This is a genomic window from Streptomyces sp. NBC_00887 (genome assembly GCF_045207585.1).
The window spans coordinates 7585292-7605155 of record NZ_CP108788.1 but is presented as its reverse complement, the minus strand read 5'-3'; the positions used below and the strand labels follow the sequence as shown (position 1 = coordinate 7605155).

The 19864-nt window shown below is 67.8% G+C and carries 19 protein-coding genes and 1 pseudogene; 6 read left to right on the top strand and 14 right to left on the bottom strand.

Going from position 1 to position 19864, the window contains the following annotated elements; genetic code table 11:
* Positions 1 to 38: 38 nt before the first annotated feature.
* The 4 genes from OG844_RS34675 to OG844_RS34660 form a co-directional block, all read right to left on the bottom strand.
* Positions 39 to 1436, bottom strand: coding sequence for a DUF1254 domain-containing protein (locus OG844_RS34675; protein WP_406395725.1), 1398 nt, complete (start codon positions 1434 to 1436; stop codon positions 39 to 41).
* 1 nt (position 1437) lies between these two features.
* Entirely contained in the window at positions 1438 to 1869 is a 432-nt protein-coding gene (locus OG844_RS34670; RefSeq protein WP_406395724.1) for a hypothetical protein, read from the bottom strand.
* A gap of 154 nt (positions 1870 to 2023) precedes the next feature.
* Positions 2024 to 2368, bottom strand: a complete 345-nt coding sequence (locus OG844_RS34665) for a hypothetical protein (RefSeq protein ID WP_406395722.1) — start codon at positions 2366 to 2368, stop codon at positions 2024 to 2026.
* A 5-nt stretch (positions 2369 to 2373) separates the two neighbouring features.
* Entirely contained in the window at positions 2374 to 2589 is a 216-nt protein-coding gene (locus OG844_RS34660; RefSeq protein WP_406395721.1) for a hypothetical protein, read from the bottom strand.
* 119 nt (positions 2590 to 2708) lie between these two features.
* On the opposite strand from OG844_RS34660, the gene OG844_RS34655 reads away from it, so the two are divergent.
* Both OG844_RS34655 and OG844_RS34650 read left to right on the top strand, forming a co-directional pair.
* A complete protein-coding gene (locus OG844_RS34655) occupies positions 2709 to 3221 on the top strand; it encodes a DinB family protein (RefSeq protein ID WP_406395719.1) in 513 nt (170 codons plus the stop codon).
* A 47-nt stretch (positions 3222 to 3268) separates the two neighbouring features.
* Positions 3269 to 3466, top strand: coding sequence for a hypothetical protein (locus OG844_RS34650; protein ID WP_406395718.1), 198 nt, complete (start codon positions 3269 to 3271; stop codon positions 3464 to 3466).
* A gap of 105 nt (positions 3467 to 3571) precedes the next feature.
* Here the strand turns inward: OG844_RS34650 and OG844_RS34645 are convergent, their stop codons facing one another.
* Positions 3572 to 4132 (bottom strand): DinB family protein, encoded by a 561-nt coding sequence (locus OG844_RS34645; RefSeq protein WP_406395716.1) that lies wholly within the window; start codon positions 4130 to 4132, stop codon positions 3572 to 3574.
* 106 nt (positions 4133 to 4238) lie between these two features.
* Between OG844_RS34645 and OG844_RS34640 the strand changes: the two genes are divergently transcribed.
* Positions 4239 to 4664 (top strand): hypothetical protein, encoded by a 426-nt coding sequence (locus OG844_RS34640; protein WP_406395715.1) that lies wholly within the window; start codon positions 4239 to 4241, stop codon positions 4662 to 4664.
* Positions 4665 to 4741: 77 nt separating this feature from the next.
* Here OG844_RS34640 and OG844_RS34635 read toward each other — a convergent pair whose 3' ends face one another.
* From OG844_RS34635 to OG844_RS34625, 3 genes are all read right to left on the bottom strand, one after another.
* Positions 4742 to 4888: a hypothetical protein gene (locus OG844_RS34635; RefSeq protein ID WP_406395714.1), complete on the bottom strand. Its 147-nt coding sequence runs from the start codon at positions 4886 to 4888 to the stop codon at positions 4742 to 4744.
* Between the two features lie 394 nt (positions 4889 to 5282).
* Positions 5283 to 5729, bottom strand: a complete 447-nt coding sequence (locus OG844_RS34630; protein WP_406395713.1) for an SRPBCC family protein — start codon at positions 5727 to 5729, stop codon at positions 5283 to 5285.
* A 328-nt stretch (positions 5730 to 6057) separates the two neighbouring features.
* The gene (locus OG844_RS34625) at positions 6058 to 7647 is read right to left on the bottom strand and encodes an ABC transporter substrate-binding protein (RefSeq protein WP_406395711.1); all 1590 of its coding nucleotides are present in this window, start codon (positions 7645 to 7647) and stop codon (positions 6058 to 6060) included.
* A gap of 953 nt (positions 7648 to 8600) precedes the next feature.
* Here OG844_RS34625 and OG844_RS34620 point away from each other — a divergent pair.
* Positions 8601 to 9152, top strand: coding sequence for a flavoprotein (locus OG844_RS34620; RefSeq protein WP_406395709.1), 552 nt, complete (start codon positions 8601 to 8603; stop codon positions 9150 to 9152).
* Positions 9153 to 9246: 94 nt separating this feature from the next.
* On the opposite strand, the gene OG844_RS34615 is transcribed toward OG844_RS34620, so the two are convergent.
* The 3 genes from OG844_RS34615 to OG844_RS34605 all read right to left on the bottom strand — a co-directional run bounded on the left by OG844_RS34615 (position 9247) and on the right by OG844_RS34605 (position 14797).
* Positions 9247 to 10230, bottom strand: a complete 984-nt coding sequence (locus tag OG844_RS34615; protein WP_406395707.1) for a hypothetical protein — start codon at positions 10228 to 10230, stop codon at positions 9247 to 9249.
* 532 nt (positions 10231 to 10762) lie between these two features.
* Positions 10763 to 11872, bottom strand: coding sequence for a hypothetical protein (locus tag OG844_RS34610; protein ID WP_406395706.1), 1110 nt, complete (start codon positions 11870 to 11872; stop codon positions 10763 to 10765).
* Positions 11873 to 12718: 846 nt separating this feature from the next.
* Entirely contained in the window at positions 12719 to 14797 is a 2079-nt protein-coding gene (locus tag OG844_RS34605) for a restriction endonuclease (protein ID WP_406395704.1), read from the bottom strand.
* 1523 nt (positions 14798 to 16320) lie between these two features.
* Between OG844_RS34605 and OG844_RS34600 the strand changes: the two genes are divergently transcribed.
* Positions 16321 to 17184, top strand: a complete 864-nt coding sequence (locus OG844_RS34600) for a carbon-nitrogen hydrolase family protein (RefSeq protein WP_406395703.1) — start codon at positions 16321 to 16323, stop codon at positions 17182 to 17184.
* A 726-nt stretch (positions 17185 to 17910) separates the two neighbouring features.
* Here OG844_RS34600 and OG844_RS34595 read toward each other — a convergent pair.
* From OG844_RS34595 to OG844_RS34585, 3 genes and pseudogenes are all read right to left on the bottom strand, one after another.
* Positions 17911 to 18191: pseudogene (locus tag OG844_RS34595) on the bottom strand (leucine zipper domain-containing protein); the annotation flags it as partial.
* Positions 18188 to 18541 (bottom strand): DoxX family protein, encoded by a 354-nt coding sequence (locus OG844_RS34590; RefSeq protein ID WP_406395701.1) that lies wholly within the window; start codon positions 18539 to 18541, stop codon positions 18188 to 18190. The pseudogene OG844_RS34595 and the gene OG844_RS34590, both read right to left, overlap by 4 nt.
* The gene (locus OG844_RS34585) at positions 18538 to 18834 is read right to left on the bottom strand and encodes a hypothetical protein (protein WP_406395699.1); all 297 of its coding nucleotides are present in this window, start codon (positions 18832 to 18834) and stop codon (positions 18538 to 18540) included. Before OG844_RS34585 ends, OG844_RS34590 begins: the two co-directional genes overlap by 4 nt.
* 83 nt (positions 18835 to 18917) lie before the next feature.
* Between OG844_RS34585 and OG844_RS34580 the strand changes: the two genes are divergently transcribed.
* Entirely contained in the window at positions 18918 to 19784 is an 867-nt protein-coding gene (locus OG844_RS34580; RefSeq protein WP_406395698.1) for a sigma-70 family RNA polymerase sigma factor, read from the top strand.
* Positions 19785 to 19864: the final 80 nt, after the last annotated feature.

The following is a 19864-nucleotide window of genomic DNA, read 5'->3' as shown; positions in this document are numbered from 1 at the left end:
CGCGGCACTGACAGCGGCACCGGACGAGGAGCCGCGGCCTACCGGCCCTCGAGCCGCTCGATGGGCGGGATCACATAGCTCCCGTCGAGAACGGCCTGCTCAGGGGTGTGGAGCCGCAGCACGGCCCGGAAGTCACCGGCGGGCGCGGGCAGCCAGTTCGCCGCCCTGCCGGGGTCCGTCGGCCGCTGCCGGGACAGGTGCAGCGTCAGCGATCCGTCGGCGGCGTACACGAGACCGGGGGTGCGGTCACCGATCGCGTACCGGTCCGCCGTATTCCCGACCAGGTGGCCGCCCGGGACGTCGTACACGGTCACGGACCAGAACCCCTCGACCGGAGGTGGCCGGCCCAGACGCAGCGCGTAGCCGTGGGCCCCGCTGAGCTGCCGGCCCCGGGAGTCGCCGCGGGTGTGCGCGCACACCGCTTCGTATCCGTGCGGCCCCCAGAGCGCCTGCCGTGCCGCCACCGCCCGGACCAGGTACGACGCCTCGCGGTCCGGGATCCTCCACTCCGGCGAGCTGATCGTGCCGACGCCGAAGTGGTCGAGGTTGTGGTCGAAGAGGTGCGGGTTCATCGCCCACGCACCCGGCGCCGTGACCGCGCCGTCCTGGGCGCCGTACCGGGCGTCGTCCTGGTGGTGGCTCGCCTCCGCCACCCGCACCCTGCCCAGCGCGAGACCCTGTGTCAGCGCCCGCAGGAGACCGGGCCCGGGCGACACGTACGGCGAGGCGCCCTCCTCCAGGAGTCCCAAGGGCTGGAACCGGTCCTGGTAGGCACGGTCGGCGGCCGAGGGCGGGAAGTCGGCCATCCACACCCGGAGCCGTTCGAAGAACCGAAGGGCCTCGGGTACGTCGGAGTCGGGCGCGGGCAGACCGGTCCGGTGGGCATGGGCTCCCAGGTGCGTGAGCGTGAGCTCCTGCTGGAGCGCCCGGACACGGGGCATGTCGTCCGGCCCGTCGCACGCGATGCGGCCGACGAGGGAGACGACGGAGGTGGGCGCGTCGATCACCCCCGTCACCACGTCGGGCACGGTGCCGGACCAGCCGGGCGGCACGATCAACCAGTCGCCCTCGCCCGTACCGGTTGCCCGCCGCCCGACGTAGGCGAAGGTGCCGCTCCACGCGTCCACGAACTGCAGCGCGTAGTACGCACCGCCGGTGTCCGGCACATGAAGTCCGACCGGCCCGCCGGACAGGTCGAGCTGCGCGATCGCGTCGACGGTGTCGACCGCCGCGTTCGCGACATTGTCGGCGGGAACGGCGGGCCGGACGGCGTGGGCGAAACTGTTGAAGGGCGTCGGCGCCAGCACCCCGAAGCCCTGCTGCAGGCACGATTCGACCGCCGACAGGGCAAGGACCAGCGGGGATCCGTAGACGTACGCCTCGGCGGCCAGGGCAGCCGTGCCGTCTCCCTCCCGGCCACCGCGCCCGCCACTCACGTCAGAAGGCCGCCTTCGTACGGTCCGCCGTGCACAGGGCCCAGATCACGAAGGCGTCGATGGCGATCGAGATGATCGCCCACACCGGCTGGTACGGCAGCCACATGAAGTTGGCGATCAGGCTCAGCACCGCCAGCCCGACACCCACGCCGCGGGCCCAGAGCGCACCCTTCAGGATGCCCACGCCGACGATCACGAGGACGATGCCGAGGACCAGGTGGATCCAGCCCCAGGACGTCACGCTGAACTTGAACGTGTAGTCGTTGATGCGGGCGTACACGTCGTCGGACGCGATGCCCGCGATCCCCTTGATCACGGCCAGGACACCGTCGACGAGGAGCAGGACACCGGCGAACATCACGCCCCCGGACGCCCACGCGCTGCCGGATCCGGGGCTCGGGGAGGTGCCCGGTGCGGGTGCTGACTGGGCCATGGGAACTCCTTCGGTCGTCGGACGCCCCGCCGGCGCGGCCGCGGGCAGATCCGACGCTGCGCGACACGGCCGCCCGCGACTAGCCGAACGCGTCCGTTCGGGTGAGGGCGACGCCGTGACCCTCCGGGCCCTCCGGCTCGTGCGGGGTCGGCGCTCAGGGGCCGCCGACGCTCACGACATGTCCTTGTGCATCGACGGTGAGGGCGACCCGCTCGACCTTGTTCGTCAGCGCGAGAGCCACCCATGCGGCGCCCCACACGAAGCACGAGAAGACGGTCAGAAAGGCATGCAGCACATGGTTGACCGGCTTCCCGCGCACGAGGACGGCCTGAGTACCCGACCGGGACTCCACCCGCCATCCGCTTGCGATCCGCTGGCTCACCACCCAGTCGAGAATCAGCCCTCGCTGTATGACGTCGGGCGCCGCCCCGTCCGCCCCGTAATACCCGGGCGGAGGTTCGAGGGACGCCTCGCCCCGGCGCGCTCCACGGGACCTCATGGGGCTCACCTCCAGGTATCGAGGTCTCCGCCTCGCCACTCGATCAGCTCGGGTTGGTCCAGGTCGATCTCCTCCACCCCCACGGCGAGCCCCGCCTGCCGCAGGAAGGAGGCCACTTCGCCACGCCCGTGCGCCAGCCCGACGATCTGCCCCCGCACGGTCACCCGCCGCCCGCCGGTCGGCGAGGGCGGATACACGATCACAGGTGGATGTCCGGACATGCCTCCACGGTCCCCCGCCCCCCGCCGGACCGCATCCCGGGAGGCACTTCAGCGGCTGCGTTCGTCTGCTGCGGAATTCCGGTGCGCCCGATCCCGCGCTCCGGCCAGCCTCGGCGCCCATGCCACTTCCTCGCACGCGCCCTGATTTCACAGCGGACGAACGCAGCCAGCTGGTGGGCTGGCTCGACCTCCAGCGTTCGATCGTCCAGTGGAAATGCGAGGGGATATCCGAGGAGAACGCCCGCCGGTCCGTCCTGCCCGCATCCCCCTTGATGACCGTGGCCGGGATCGTCTCGCATCTGCGCTGGGCGGAGCACTGCTGGTTCCAGGTGCTGTTCCTGGACCACCCGGCAACGGACAACCCCCAGTTCTCGGGTGACAAGGACGCCGACTTCACGGCCGAGGGCATTCCGCTCCCCCGGCTCCTCGCCGAGTACGACCGCCAGTGCGCCACCTCCAACGAGTTCATCGCCACGCACGCGCTGGACGACATCGGCCGGAACCGCGCATACAAGGCCGGCTCGGCATCGCTGCGCTGGATCCTGTTCCACATGATCGAGGAGACGGCCCGCCACGCCGGCCACCTCGACACGATCCGCGAACTCCTCGACGGGGAGACCGGCCACTACTGACACCTCGGCCGGCCTGTGCCCGTGCCCGGTGACGACAGGATTCCCACGTGACGGAGAGGGCGGATGCGGTCGCCGGTACGGCCACGGCCGCAGCCACGGATGAAGCCGATGAGTGGGACGCGCGGTTGGGCTGGGCGTTCGGGCTGACGGCGGAGGACCCGGCAGAACTGGCTGCGGCGCTGGACTCCCTCACCGATGCCCGGGCAAACGTGCGGGCGGCTCTGGGCCGGTTCAACGAACTGTGACGGGTCCCAGGCCGGTACGCCTCTACGGGGAGCACGACGACAGTCATCGTCGCGGACCACCAACCCGCGCCGTGCGGCCTCAGGCGAGCGGCGGGCGCCGCCCCCTCACTGGCCCACCCTTCCGTCGACGCACTCGCGCAACAGATCGGCGTGCCCGCAGTGACGGGCGTACTCCTCGATCCTGTGCACCATCAGCTCCCGGACGGCGATCCCGTCCTTCCCCAGCCGCTCGCCGAGATCCGGGTGCCGGGCCAGTGCGGCATCGGTCGCGGCCTGCTCGCGCTCCAGATCGGAGTACGCGGCGTCGACCACGGCCTGGTCGGCGACGGCTCCGTCGAAGTCCGCGTCCCTCTCGCCGTACAGCTTCGGCAGCGGATCACCGTCGCCGATCCAGTTCTGCCAGTCCCGTTCCACCTCTACGAGATGGCGGAGAAGCCCGAGCAACGACATGGTCGACGGCGGAACAGACCGCCGGGCCAACTGCTCCGCATCCAGGCCCTCGCACTTCATCCGCAGGGTCAGGCGGTAGTCCGCCAGGAAGTCCTGCAGCGTCGCAAGCTCGCCCTCCGAACCGGCACCTTCGCTGTTGCGGGGATCCTCGTCAGGGTCGGCCCACATGTCGGGGTAGGTGGTTGCCTGGGTCCACCGTGCGGGTTGATCATTCATTCGCCCATGCTCGTCCGTGAGAGCCCGGGCTCGCTACTGCTTTACGCCTTGGATGCGGGCACGGCGAGGGCTTGCCGCGCGGCCCCGATCACGATGGAGAGACCACATGCGAACCCATCGATACAAGGTGCAGAAGGGCGGCTTCGGCCTGTTCCTCGGGATCACGGCCGAGGTCATCCGGCCGGCCTCCCCGCCGCCCAGCGGCACCCCCGTCAGCGACCGGGTCCGGATGGACGCTTCCGAGGTCAGCAATGCCTATTACGGGAGTCGGCTGGCACTCACCGAGTCCGAGGTCGCCTGGCTGCGAGCCGGTCTGGGCAGGGTCTCCGGCGCCATCGAAATCGTCGAGAGCAGCCCCTGCATCCTGATCGCGGTCCGAGCACTGGAGATCGTCGAGGCCGACTACGCAGAGGTGGCTCTCGCTCCGGCAATCGCAGGATGGGCGGAAGCGGAGTGGTCCCTGGCACCCCGCCGCTGCGACGCCGTCCGAGACAGCGCCACCGGCCGGTACACGCTGAACTGGGACGAGTGACCTTCGCACCCGCCGGTGCCATCGGTTCCCCCGCCTCCTCCGAGGCAACTTCCCTGCGCTTCCCGGTGATCAACCCATCAGGAACTCTCGGTGAAGCGGACGGACCAGGCGTAACCGCTCAAGCTGTCGTGCGGAACCCGCCGGACCTCTCTGACCTGGCAACCGTCGTGGGCGTACTTGAGGGCGAACCGGTCCTGGCGCTGCGCGTCGGTGAGATCCTCCATGGACAGAGGCGCTCCGACGACGAGGTCTTCGTGAAGGACTGAGTCCGCGGCGCTGTCCGAGCATGCCGAGCAATGATGCGTTCTGGGTAGGGCCATGCCATCAGTGTGCTCCTACCTGGAAGCCCCGACGCGCACAGAGCACCTCGTCGTGCTGTCGATGGAGTTCCCCGATCGCGACGCAAGCGACATCTTCGACTGCGTACGAGGTTCGAGAGGAGTGGGCAACCCGGCCGGGCCCCTCGATCACTCACTGACTCGTCCCACTGGCTGCCCGCCGAAGCCGCAGGTCAAGACGCTGCTGGTCCGACCGGACCACCGTGCACCGAAGACCCCCTGACGGTCCCCACGGCCGACCTCGCCGACGCACGGATCCGTCTCGGGTGCAGAGCGTGCCTCAAACACTTCCGTCACGTGCGCGCATCGCGATCCGGGCGAGCTTCGTCAGCATCATGCCGTTGCGGACCGATACGAGGTAGTCCACGGGGAGTCCGTGCATCCGGGTGCCGGGACCCCTGAGGGGATGCCAGTCGAGGGTGAAGAGTGTGTTCTCGCCCCAGGGGGTCAGGGTCATGGCGATGCGGGCTGCGCCGAAGGGCTCTGCCTTCGCCTCCAGCTCCAGGCGGTGCCGGGGCTCACAGATACGGACGACGCAGGTGTCGTCGAGGTTCAGGGGGCCCGCGCCGACCCGGACCTTCAGCCGGGCTCCTACCTCAGGCCAGTGCGGGTCCACGGCAAGGACCTGCTGGGTTCCTGTCACCCACTCCCCGTAGCGGTGGCCGTCGGACAGCAGGCGCCACACCTCGGACGGCGAGCTCAGGATCAGACGACGGTTCCGGGCCACACTGATCACGCTCCTTCTGGAGATACGGACATGGAAGGCGCCGCAGAGATCGTGTCCGGCCGCCATCGGCTTGACCTCCAGCCTCGTGCGACCGCACCACATGCACAGTCCGGCAGGTCCAGAAGGGTGGCTTGACCCGCCCTCTCGCACACCCACGGGCAGACGGGCCGGAGCCACGGCTGGCGAGATCCAGGAGGAACGAGGAAGGCCCAGACCTCCGGTTCGGTACCGGTGGCCTGGGCCTGTCGTGGTTCCTGCTGTGCGGGCGGTTAGGAACGCCGGCCTCATGAGGCCGATGTTCCGAGAGCTTGATCGAGCTGACGAAGCTCTACGAGTACTTGCTGATCTCCCAGAAGCGGAAGACGGTCGACGCGTCCAGGGTCCATTCCAGACCGGAGACGTTGTCGTACGCCACCGCGTACTGCTTGCCCTGCCACAGCGGCAGGATCGGCAGGTCCTCCGCCACCTTGTCCTGGAGCTCGTCGAAGGCCTTCTGGGTGGTGCCCCGATCGGCCAGGGCGGTGGTGCCGGGGATGATCCGGCCGGTGATGTCGTTGTTCTCGTAGCCGTTCTGCAGGACGTTGTCCTTGCCGAAGAACGGCTGGGTGAAGTTGTCCGGGTCGGGGTAGTCCGGGACCCAGCCCTTCACATAGACCCCGAGCTCGCCGGCCGCGATCCGCTCCTCGTACTGCTTGATGGGGAGGGACTTGACCTCCGCGTCGAACAGGCCGCTCGCGTTGAGCTGCTTGGCGATCGCCCGGAACTCGTTGTCGGTGGCGGGGCCGTAACGGGTCGGCGTGGACCACAGCGTGAGCTTCACCTTGTCGGTGATGCCCGCGGAGCGCAGCACCCGTTCGGCCTTGTCCGGCTGCGGGCTCCCGCCGTACATGTCGAAGAACGCGGTGTTGTGGGCGGTGATACCGGCCGGGACGATCGAGTACAGCGGGGTGGCCGTGGAGTGGTAGACCTCGCTGACGAGGGAATCACGATTCACCAGGTACGCGATGGCCTTGCGCACCGGAAGCTTTCCGGCCACCGGGTCCTTCATGTTGAAGACCAGGTGCTGCACTTCCGCACTGGTGCCCTCGACGATGTCGATGCCCTTGTCGGCCGCGGCGCTGGATGCCTCCAGCTCGGCGATGTCCTGCGCGGCCATACCGCGGTAGGCGACGTCGATGTCCCCCTCCTGCAGCGCGGACGCCAGCTTCTTCTGGTCGCCCCGGAAGAATTCGAGAGTGATGCCCGAGTTCTTCACCCGCGCTGTGCCCTTGTAGTCGGCGTTGACCGAGAAGACGGCCTTCGACTTGTCGAGGGACTTCAGCGCGTAGGGCCCGGAGCCGACGGCCTTGCCGTCCTTGCGGAGGCTGTTCGCCGGGTACTCGCGGTGGTCCACGATGGAGCCGGCGCCCGAGGCGATCTTGCTGGGGAAGGTGGCGTCGGGAGCTGTGAGCCGGAAGACGACCGTACGCGGGTCCGGAGCGGTGATCTTCGCGATGGTGCTGAGCAGCGGCGCCGGGCCGGCGGGGTCGTCGATCCTGATCGCCCGCTCGAAGGAGTACTTGACGTCCTCGGAGGTGAGGCGGTTGCCGTTGCTGAAGGTCAGGCCGTCACGCAGCGTGCACCGGTACACCCTGTTACCGGCCTCGAACGCGCAGGACTTCGCCGCTTCCGGCTCAGGTATCGAACCGCCGCGGGGAAAGCTGAGCAGGGACTGGAAGACGTTGTTGAACAGCAGCCAGGACCCCGGGTCGTAGCCCGAGGCAGGATCCGCGGCCAGGACGTCGTCAGACATGCCCACGACGATCGACTCGCCGCCTGCGGCGGCACCTCCGTCGGTCTGGGTGCCGCAGCCGCCCAGCAGAGCCACCGCGAGACCGGCCCCGATGGGAGCAATTGTCCGCCGTTTGCGTACGTTCACAGAACTGCCTCTTGTTTTCTGGCGGCCGCGCGGGGTGCAGTCATCGCTGCTCCGAGCCTCGGTCCGCATCCCCTCCAGGCATGCGGAGACTCCGCAGATCCGGATCGGGGAGGTGAGCACCTTTACCCAGATCATAAGGGTGAGGCGGAAGTCCCTCGTTTGCACCCTTTGCCTTGGACCGGCTGTTCCTCGACAGCCGGTCGGCACAGTGCGGCGGACGCCGGAGGCGACCGCACGGGCGTGGCTGGTTTGCCGGCGGAACCAGCCCCCAGAACGACTCGGACCGGCACGCCTTCGAGCCCGGACGCCGGGGCCTCGACACGGAGCATGTCGGGTCAGGTGGTTGATGTGCGGCTGTCAGGGTCCACCTGCGGAGTCGGTCGCCCATCGTCGTCGATGTCCGCTCGGTTGGCGTCAGGTGCTGGTATCGGGATGCAAGGCGGCTTCGGCATGGCTCGCTCTGCCCACTCGCGCCCCTAGCGGAACCCTGGCGCGTGCCAGTTCGTGCCAGAACGGCCGGGCGGTCCTTGTGGGCTCCCATCCCGACCACCTTCGACCTAGGACCGCAGCCGCAGCCCAGGGCGTCGAGGCCGTTCGTAGAGTGGCGCGTTCCACCTGGGATGGTAGGTGGTCGGTCGATAAGGGGAACGGCCCGTTTCGGCCGCAAGGGTTGCGACAGGGCACGGCGGCAAACTGTATTGCGCAGGAGGTGCGTATCGGCTTCGACCGCGGAGATGACCGATGGTGCCGCAAACGACGTTGCCGATGAGCAGATCCTCGTCCAGCAAATCATCCGCGGGGCTCACGGTGTTCCTAGAGCACGTGTCGGCACGGCGGTCACTGAGGGCTGTCGAGGTGCACGCGTACTTCTCTGCTGTACTGCTGACCCTGGGGGCGGACCGATACGAGACGGTGGAACGGTGAGCGCAGGCAGTCGGGGAGTGCTGTCAGTCGTGGGTACGGCAGCCGATGGGGTCGAGCAGCTGCGCACCGGCCTGGTCGAGCCGGCCATCGCCCTCGGCTGGCAGGTGGCCGTGACCCTGACACCGAATGCCGGACGATGGATGCGAGCGAACGGCGAGCTGAACAGGCTGGAGGCACTGACCGGTCTCCCCGTGCGGGACACACCTCGTCTGCCGACTGAGCCCCGCCCGCACCCGGTCGCCGACTGCTACGTCGTCGCCCCGGCGAGCGCGAACTACGTTGCCAAGCTCGCGACGGGAATCGCCGACAATCAAGCCCTGACGCAGGTGAGCGAGGCACTCGGCACGATCGGCGTCCCCGTCGTGGTGTTCTCCCGGGTCAATGCGGCTCACGCAAGGCATCCGGCATGGCAGGGGCACATCGAGGCACTACGGCAGGCCGACGTGCACCTCGTCCACGGGCCTGACGTCTGGCCCTTGCATGAACCCCGCGAGGGCCCAGAAGTTCGACAACTGCCATGGTCCACAATCGTGGAATCCATCCAGCACGTGACCACTCGATCCGCTCGACGCCCGCTGTAGGAGTTCGCGCGACACCCGCCCCTGGTGCCGTCGTCGGCAGGTCCGGCGGTCGTACAGGGGCGCTGACGTATGCCGCCGTCCGGCCTCGTTGATGTCAGCCATGGATGTCAGACGGCTCTGGCATCCTGCGCCAGTGACAATAACGGGGCTGGTCGCCGGTGCGTGGCCGTGAGCGGACCAGTGTGCTCACCATGCCGACCCCCGCCACGACAGCGGCAAAGTGCAACACGGAGGCGGCAGCGAGGTTCTCCGGTAGTTCGACATCGGCGAGGTCAGCCACGGCGACGACCACGGTGAGAGGCAGCTTCCAGCCGCTCCAGGCGAACAGTGAACCCGAACCGAGCCAGCCGAGTGCCAGCAGGAGGCGATGGGGTACCCAGGTCGGACTCCTCCGGGCCAGCGTCCAGCTGGCGGCGGCGCCGGCGAGCGCCCAGAGCGCGCCAACGCTCGTCAACAGATACCAGTTGATATCCCGTTCGGCAGGTCTCGCGATTCCGAGGGTGCCGCCGGCTGCCCAGTACGCCCAGACAAGACCGACGATGGCTGCGACGGCTGCCGCCCAGGTCCGAACGATAGGGGCACCGTCCCCGATCTGACGGGCGAACGCCTCCGGCCAGCGCCGGCGCAGGTAGGCCGGGACCGCAAGGGCCAGCCCTGTTCCCATCCCGATGAAGCCGAATTGGATCAACGCGCCTTCCCATCCGGGCATGGAGGGGTCATCGCCTCCGCTGTCCGCCGCCGCGCCGCGCCCGGCGTCGAGCACCGTGCTGAGGACGGCGTACGGCAGGATCGACACCAGAAATCCTGCCCCCGTCCAGGCGCAGAAGGCCACCAGGAACCCAGGTATCCGCATGCCCCAGGGCCGGACTAGAGCGAGCGCCAAGGCGATCCCTATTCCCGCCATGCCGATGGTCGCTGTGTTGAGGAGTACCCAACCGGCCAGGTCGAAGCCCTCCCCGATCGGTGCCAGGCCCAGCAGAGAGCCGACGACCCACACCACCTTGATCAATAAATAGGGTGATAGCGCCAGGGCCGCCCCGTACCCCGCGAACCTCCCCACCCGATCCCAACGCTCCATCTGAATGCCCCTTCCTCGGCAAGTACTGCAGCCTTGCGCATCGCCCATCCGGGGTGCGTCAGCTTCAGGGCTCCTCCACCTCCGTCAGGCGGCGGAGCCCGTGGTCATCCTTCAGGTGGACCTGCCCGCTCTGATCCGCAGGCGCAGGTGCGGTAGCGGAGCAGGCAATGAGCGGGAGATCCGGCACGGGTGACGGGTGATCAGACTGCTTCGACGCCGGGCGCGCTGAAGTGCGGAAACAGCACCGCTTTGAGGGCATCACACCGCACCACGGTCCCAGGTGACGCGACATCACCGTGGCGAAATCCTCGTAGATCGCCCTCACGGAATGTGCACCAGAACCCAGTAGTGAAGTCGGTTGTCGATGGGATTGGGGGGCACTCCGTTCCACGGGAGGGTTAGGTTCGGGAGGCGCGGGACCTCTTGACAGAGCGGCACCGGGATGCTCATGGCGAAAGGCGCTGGTCACGCCGCAGACGGGTGTAACTCCCATGGGCCGCCAGTTGGTGAGGAGTTGACGGGCTGTGAGCGGTCACTCTGCGTTGGCGCACGTCCGGTGGATGGAATGGGTCCGGAGCCAGTACGAGCGGGCAGCGACAATCAGTGCGACTCCATAGACCGCGAACGCGGTCATGCCGATCCAGGCGACCAGCAGCGCATCGCTCGAGGAGTGGAAGTCGCCTCGCCGCATCGTCACCACGCCGGCCGTGGCCAGCCCCACGTAGCCAACACCGAACACCCCGTACGGAGCCAGGGTGGCGGCGCCGATCAAGGCCGGGGCCAGGGGGAGCCAGCGGGGGACGCGGCGGCCGCGCAGCCACAGTGCCCAGCGCGGGAAGACCTGGCCCCACGGACGGACCAGGCCCCACAGCAGGAAGGCGCCGAGCGCAGCCAGCAGCACGGTGCCGTCCAGGCCCCAGGACTCCAGGGTGAGCCAGATTCCTGACGCACCATTGCGCTTGGATACGGCGAGTATTTCCTCGCCGGTCATCCCGGCGAAGGTGCCGCCGGACGCCCAGATGAGCTTCATCGCCGCGTAGGGGAGGAAAGCCGCCGTCCCGGCGCAGGCGGCGAACTGGACCGACCCGGAGGCGGCGGAAGGGGCCCGTACGACGGCCGCGGCGGGCGTGCCCCGTACGACGGCCGCGGCGGGCGTGCGGCGGACGGACCGGGCAGTGGCCGCGAGCAGCATCACTCCGGCCGCCGCCAGCGCATGGTTCGCCGCGGCCACACCGCTGTCCACCCCCTGACCGAATGCCAGTGTGATGACGTCCATCAGCAAGCCGAACGCGGCCATCCCGGCCAGCGCGCAGACCACCCACAGCAGCACCCGCAACGCCGGTTGCAGTCCGTACCGCGCCACCGCGCCACAGGCCAGGGCTGCCAGCGCCCCCACCCCCGCCACCCCCCAGCCCAGCGCCGAGGGTCCCGGGTCGCTGCCCAGGTAGAGCAGCGAAGTCCCGCTCAGCGCGCATGCCAGGCCGAAGCCGGCGTACACCACCGCCCACACCGCCGTTGCCCAGCCCACCCGGCGCGGCCACCACCTGCGCCGAGGCGCACTCGTCGTCCCTGTCGCGTCGACCATGCACTGACCGTCGCATAGACCGGGCAGCACGACATCCACTGCCAGAACGAGCTCCATCCGCCCATCGGGTGAGTACTTGCTACGCCTCAGGTATGTCTCACACAGCGTGATGTCACAGCTGACCAGACGTGGCAATGCGACCTGACCGCCGCCTTGACGGACGGCTGGCTGCTCCACGTTCGCAGCCACGACAATGCGGCCAGGGTCGGGCAGGAGCACGAGCCGTTCGAGGGCGGTAGTGATCTCCGGTCCAGGACCAGTAGCGGGCGAGGAGGAAAATCCCGCACCGACCGGTGGCGATGACCCGCTGCGGAGAACAGGTGGACTCTCCGAAAGCGGCGGGATGGACCAGCGCCAGGAAGCTCTCGGCATCTGCTAGGGCTTCTTGTCACACGGCATCCTGGAGGCCCCGTGGGACCTGGGCAACGTCACAGGTGGAGGCCTGGCAGCCCAGGACAGAGCAGGTGAGCTGAGTCCACAGATGGTCCACAGGTCTACCGAGCACCGCTTCAGGAGCGAGGTGAAGCGAGTGGGGACCTGACCTGCGGGATGCCGACTTCGGTGTCTGTCTGCTGTCGTCCCTACCAGTGGCCGCAGTTCCCCGTGGGTCTCCGCCCCTTCTGGCGCGGTTGTGGCACGGGGAACTGCTGATCCGTAGCCCTATCTCGATCAGTCAGTGAGGGGGCATACCGGTCGCGCTATGGTCCTACAAGGACACTGGCGAGCATGATCGGTTGCTGAGGTTGTGGTACTTCGCTACTCTGCCGGAGCCTCCGAGCAGCGCGGTGAGAACGCTGCGGCGTCCGCGTAGGCACCGATGATTACGACGCAGGGAGCTGACGCCAGCACCATCACGGTCATGGCTGGCTCGGCCGCATTGAGGGTCGTGCGTCGGCAGAGACGCTAAGCCACATCGATGCCGTACTCCTGGACCAGTTCCTCCAAGCCGCCTCGGTAACCCTTGCCTCCGGTGACGAACTCCCAGTCGCCGTTTGAGCGGCGACGAAAAGACCCCAGTACGAGCGCAGTCTCGTCGGCGCGGCCGTCGGAGACCTCCAACTGGTCGAGTTGGGCTCCCTCGGAATCCAGCAGCCGAATACCGGCGTCGGCGAATCCGGAAAGGTCGGCCGTAGGGTTGGCGACAGGATCGACCGCGGCGATGACGACGAGCCGGTCAGCTCGCGCCGGTAGGGCATCGAAGGTGACTTGGATGGCGGCTCGGTCCGGCGCTACGGGGATGAGGGCACGGACCGTGCCGTCGGGCGTCCGTGGGTTGTTGAAAAAGACGAAGTGGTCGTCGTCCAGAACACGGTTGCCGTGACAGACGAGCGCGCACACGTCCAGGGCGACGCTGCCCGACCAGTACATCCCCAACATGTTGTGGTCATCCGTGCTGGCCCCACTGTCCGGCGCTGTCCGCTGGGCGGGTACCGTGCGTGCGCCGCTACCCAGGCGTCCGCGTAGTCCGTGGCGGTGTAGCAGATCGACAAGCTCGGAGCCTGCCACCAGTTCCAAAGGCTTGCCATTGGCGAAGGTGTGCGAGCCGGGGCCGAAACCGGACGTTGTGACCAGAACACCCTTGTTCGCGCCGGCATCCTGGACGGTGCCGTACAAGTCGCGGACGGCTGTCGGGGGCACGGTGTTGCGGTAGCGCTTGACCTGTACGACGATCTTGCCGCCGCGAATCGGGGTCGGGTCCAGCGCATCGACGTCCACGCCGCCGTCGTTCGAGCGCTGTGTGGTCACGGCCTGCATGCCCATGGCACGGAAGAGATCGGCGACCAGCGCTTCGAAGGCGATGGGATCCATCTCGTACAGATCCGGCTCGTCGTCGCCTCCATGGGTGACGACCCCGTTACCGATGTCTTCGGGAACCCGGCCGGGCCGCACGGGTGCGTACTGATCGGGGCGCGTCGAGAGCTGCCCCCGAAGTCCGTCTACCAGGCAGTTGACAGCGTTCACCTGTTCCAGATGGAGGGCGGCAAAAGTCGAACGCGAAGCCATGACGGTGCCGAGGAAGATGGGTGCCCGTCTGCCTGTCGTCGGGTCGTGATCGTCCACGAACCCGTTCAGCGCGACCGATTCCAGCGCACCGAACTCGTCGGCAGCGAAAAGATCACGCAGAACCAGCAGGAGACATTGCGCGAGTACGTCCCTGTACAGGGCGCGGCGCTGCGTGGCCGGTCGGGGCGACTCCTTCTCCTGATCGGCGTTGACCATGTAGCGCACCGACTTCGCCTCCGGGACGACGTCGTACTTGGGCAGCTCCCAGTTCAGTACCAATTGGCGTGCACCGGAGTCGTACGCTGCGGATACCTGACGGGGCAGGTCCTCGGGCCATCCGTTCGAGGCGTAGAGGGCAGCTGAGAAATACTCCACTGCGGCATCGGGATCTCCGTTGCGAAGCCCTGTCGTCATCTCTGCGATGTTGGCGTTGTGCCGACGGATCTCGCCCAGCTGGGTGTCGGCCCACTGCTGATACTGCATCTGGTAGGCGGCCAACTGGTGCTGACGCTGTGCTTCCGCAGCATGTGCGGCCTGCCAGTCACGTTCGAACCTGGAGCGAGTCTCCGCCTGGGCCTGAGCTCGCCGTGTGGCCGTCCAGCCACCCTGCGGCTGGTATTGGTTCGGGTCCGGCATGCGGATGGGGTGCGCGAGCTGGCCAGGGGAGAAAGCCTCGATCTGCTCCGTCCGAGTCAGCGCGACGGCCCGGAACGCCGCGGCCCGGCATCCTGCCGCCAAAAGACCCTGCAACGCCTCGACTCGTGCGTCAAGATCTTCCGTGCGCCGCCGGGCCTCCGCCTCGCGCTGCTCCCGGTAGGCCGCTCTCTGCTCGCGGTGGCTGCGCGCGACCTCTCGCTGGTAGGAGCGTTGTTGTCTCTCCTGGTCCCGCTGGTATCTGGCTTGCGCCTCTTGTTGACGTTGCTGTTGGCGCTGCGCTTCAGCCCAGACACCGACCAACCCATTGGAGCGACGACTCATGCTCTACAGGCCCTCCCCACCAGAGACTCGGCATACGTGCATCAAGCCCTGGCCCCATAACCAGCAGTGATGAGGTGACTCTAGTCGGCAACCATCGACTCGCCCATCCACTTGGCACAGATGGTCGATGTCTCCTCCGGCGCACGGCATCACGTGCCGCCTGATCCGTCAGAGGAAAGCATGTCAACCGCCAGGGACTTGGCACCCTTTCAGCTCTACGACGACGAACCCACGAGCCGGCGCCGTAGGGTCGTCCCGATGCCCGCACTGTGCATCGCGCCAGTGGGCCGGCACCGTCTGCGGCAGCGGACCATGACCGGACCCGCACCTATTCCCTGGTGCCCCGGCAGGATTCGAACCTGCGACACCCGCTTGAGGAGTTCGGTGCGAGAGGTTGTCCGCCGTGCGCGGACGGCAGGAACAGGCGCGCAAAGCTCAGCACGGCACGGCCACATGGCTCCGTTCGTCAAGGCATCGACTGGCAGGGACTGCCCTGCCGGCCCTCGCGCTCAATGGCATCTCGGACGATGAGGCAGTGCGCTGGGCCAGAGCGACGCCGATGGGAACCCATGATCACGTCCTGGTGATCGACTCTGCGACGGAGCTCGGTGTCGTCCCCGCCGTGCACACCACGCACCCCAACCCGAGAATCGAACTCGCGCTCCGAACCTGGGGAATCGCTGATCGATCGAGAGTGGTTGTGGGACCGACCTGGAGAACAGTCCCATCGATGGTGAGCTGAGTGGCGCCTGAGGGGCCCGCGGTGACCGCTGTTACTGGCCTAGCCACCAGGGCACTTCCAGGTTGTCAGGGGGGATGGCCTTGGCCCTCGCCAGAACCTTCCTGTCGAGGACCCGTACGAGGGCGCGCAGCTCACGTGCGCTCTTCTTGGGCAGTGTGTGAAGCACTGCTTCGAGGTGCTCGCGGAAGCCGGCGCCGTAGCACCCGCACTCAGGGAGACCGCAATCGGAACCGATGCGTTGGTCCACGAGTTGTCTGAGAGGGCCGTGGGCAAGGACCTTCCAGTGCCAGAACGCTTCTTCCGTGGCTTCGGGCCAGAAGCGGGCCCGCTCCAGCCGACGCAGGTCGGCTGTGCAAGATCCTGAAAGGTGATCGATCAATGGGTACCTCCGCCGCCTCACGAGGCGGGTGGGGAGGTCACCCCGCAGGGCTGCCGGGCGCCTACGCGGCATTGTCCCTTCGGTTGTCAGTCATGTGGGGCAAGGTACAGAAGCGGGCGTCGGGTGGCTACCGCGTATTCCGGTGGCTGAAGCCTTGAGCTTGGGAAACACCGGCCGATCATGGCTGAGCCAGCCACTGACCTGCGGACCCAGGAAACGCAGGTAGGCGGCGGGTTGCTTTGTGACGTGGTGGACCGGTGACTTCGGTCCTGACTGGTGCGCCCACTTCACGCCGGCAGCTCGCGCCCGCTCCGTGCGCGGGCACTTGCCGTACCGCCCGTTTCGCAGCTGACCGGACGCCCCCTGAGTAGATCGCCTTCTCGGTGTGGCTAGGGTCGATCCGTGACGCCTGAACAGCCGCCTCCGCCCTCCCAGCCCCTTCGTGTAGCCGCAGCTCAGGCGTGTCCTGAGCCCGGCGATCTCTCTGCCAATGTCGCCACCGCCGCCGCGATGGTGTGCGAGGCCGGGGACGCGGGCGCTCGCGTGGTCGTCTTTCCGGAGAAGTTCCTCACCGGCTACGAACCGGACCTGATCCGTGCCGACCCGAACCGCTGCGCCGTGCAGGCCGCAGGAGACGACCGGCTCGAACCTCTCCTGGAAGCCTGTCGGGAGGCCGGTACCGTCGCCATCGTCGGCACGGCCGTGCACGACGCCGGTCAGCTGTACGTCTCGGCTCTCGTGCTCGGCACGGACGGCACATGGCTCAGCCGCTACGACAAGCAGCTGCTGTTCAGCACCGAACAACAGATCTACTGCCCCGGGGCGCAAGGGCTTTCGCTGGACGTCGAGGGCTGGCGACTCGGCCTGGGCATCTGCTATGACTCCGGTTTTCCCGAGCATGCTCGCGCCGCGGCACTCGACGGCTGTCACGCCTACGTGGTGGGCGCATTGTTCAGCGTCGGCAACGGCTATCACGAGTCTCGGATGTGGTTCCCGTCCCGCGCTTTCGACAACACCATGTACACAGTGCTGGCCAACCACGTCGGCTCTACGGGGGGCTGGTCCACGTGCGGCGGGAGCGCCGTGTGGGATCCGACAGGCCGCCTGGTCGTCGAGGCCGGGGCCGACGAGAGGGAACTGGTCGTCGCCGATCTCGACCCGGACCGTCTGCGCCGTGCTCGTGCCGACCACACCATGCTCAACGACATCCGCAGCCTGACCGCCGGACCTCGGCAGCGACTCGCCCTGGACGGGCGACCCGCGTAGCTGGTTCGGGGGCCTTCCGCTCAAGGGCGAGGCTGCTGCGGCCTCGCCCGCCTCACCACTGCCTCAGTGGCCGAAGAAGTAGAGGGCGCAGGGCCTGACCTGCGACCTGCGGCCGTGTACCGATAACCGATCAACGCTGCACCCTGCGACTCAGCCGACGGTTGTCGGCGTCGGTCGTGGCCGTGTGTCCTCGGACGGCTGAGACACGGCCCAGCACCAACGAGCTTCCGATGCCCGTCAACCACCGTGGTCCCCCGCGCACCTCGGCCTGAAATGAAGCAAGTTCATCGGCCCCGACCCCGACCCCGACCCCGACGGCGATGCGAACCGCAAGCCGAAAACAATCTGGGCCAAGCGTCCGCCACATGGCGACGTCGATGTCAAGAAAGCCGGACGCATCCCGGACGGCGGCGGGTGGCGCGCCCACGGCCGTAACTCCGACAAAGCACGGAGCGGCAGCCAGGTCCAGGACGAAGACCGGGTCACGGCCGAGACAGGCCGGCTTGGGTACGTATACCTGCATCGGCGGTCGGCGGGCATACCCGGATGACCTGCATTCCCAATACCGGGCCAGGGGAGCAGCCTGGTGACCACCTGGTGACCCCGTGCGGCGGCTGATCATGATGCCAATCGTCTAGTGACCCGTCTCCGAGCGTGCCCCTTCTGTGCCCGATCGAGCGGGCACTGACGGTCTCGATACTGGTGATGCCGTGGCGGCGAGTCATCGACTTCGCATGTGGTCCGTGACGCCGGCCACTTGTGCTCCCGTCGCACTGCCTCGATTCGCTGCACGATGTCGGCCCTGGTCGCGCTCGGCTGATGGTGCGGCGTCGAGGACCGGTCGAGCAGCCCGGGGTCGCCGTGCTTACACCGGCGGTTCACCCACTGGGAAGCGCATGCGCGGGAGGTGCCCTTCTCCGCGGCGAAGTGCGCAAGCGGACGCGTCGTACAGCGTCGATCAACCGGCGGCGGCCTTCCACGGAGAGGGGTGCGTCGGCGTGGGTCAGGGGTTACCCACGAAGAAGCTGGTGCTGGCGACTGCGAGTAGCAGGTAGCCGCCCGGGAAGGCGATGTTGTAGAAGACGCGTGCGCGGACGTGAGCCAGGACCGCGCCGATGAAGAACGCGGTCAAGCCGATTCCTGCCGCCAGGCCCAGCCAGTGGACCCCGAGAAGCCCCATGAGAAGGCCGGCAGCGCCCGCGAGTTTGAGGGTCGCCAGGTACGGCACCGCAGCCGGCGGGAGTCGAACCTCTGCGGAGTTCGCCAGCACGAACGGTGCCCGCACGTAGTCCGCGATCGCAATGAACGCGTTCGCGACGACGCACCCAACAGTGGCGATGATCAGTACGGAGCTCACGAGTTGTACGACCCCACGACGGTAAACGGTTCTGATGGAACCGGCGCTCCCACGGCGCGGCTGATCAGGTCGCGCAGCTGAGCGGCCTGCGGCAGTCCCACCAACGGATCCTCAGTTGCCTCCTCCAAGTCGATGGCCAGGATGAAGTCCGGCTCCGACTCACTGGAGTACGCCGTGCGGACCACGCCCTGGGGTGATGCCGCGTGGCGGGCGGCGAACACCCTCGCACGTTGCGACCGGACCTCGGCAGCTGTGCCGCTGTCGGTGCGGAACCGCACCGTCTGTAGGCTCATGACGTTGTCATCTCCTCGGGATGCGAACAGGAATGGGTTGAACCGACCGTCCTGACGTCCGCAAGCCCGGAAAGGTGACACCCATGCCGATCACGGTCGAAGAATTCGAGACCGCACGACCACATCTGCTGTCGGCTGCCCACCGCATGCTCGGTTCGGCTCATGACGCCCAAGACGCCGTCCAAACGGCATGGTTGCGGGTCATGACTGCCCGATCCTCACCATCGATCGAGAACCCGTCGGCCTGGCTCACGACTGTCACCGCCAGGGTCTGCTTGGACGAGTTGCGTGCCCGACGCCGTCGCAACGAAGCGCCGCTGCTCGCGGACGCCATCCCGGCCGCAGAACTGGCCGCGGACGAAGCAATCCTCCGCACAGAGGACGTCTCCCGGGCGCTCATGGTCTTGTTGAACCAGTTGACCCCGCCGCAACGGATCGCGTACGTCCTGCATGACCTGTTCTCCATGCCGTTCGACCAGATTGCACACGTGCTGGGCGGGACAGTGCCCAGTGCCAAGAAACACGCCAGCAGGGCCCGACAACGCCTCGACAGCGCCCAGCATGCCTCGGAGCGGAACAGCCGACCGGACCAGCAGATCGTCGAAGCCTTCCTGACAGCAGCCCGAACCGGGGATACGCGCAGAATGATCCAGCTGCTCGCGCCCGACAGCGTCCGCGACGCCGACGCTGCGCTCCTGCCTCACGGGGCCCGCACCACCGTCATCGGTGCTGTCGACATCGCCACCGAGACCGGGTACTTCCGTGATCGCATTCAGGCGGCTTGCAGACTCACTGTCAACAACAAGTCGGTGTACCTCATCGCCCCGGGAGGACATCCCCTCGCCACGATCGAGATCAGCACAGCTAATCAGAAGGTCACGAGAATCGCGCTGCGAATGGCCCGAGCCGACGACCACTTCGCGGCGGCCCTACCGTCAACATCCTCCTGACCACGCGATCGCCGCTCACGTCGACGAGCAGATCAGGAAGGTCCGGCCGGCGGAGTCCGACGGGGCATGTGGCGCGTAAG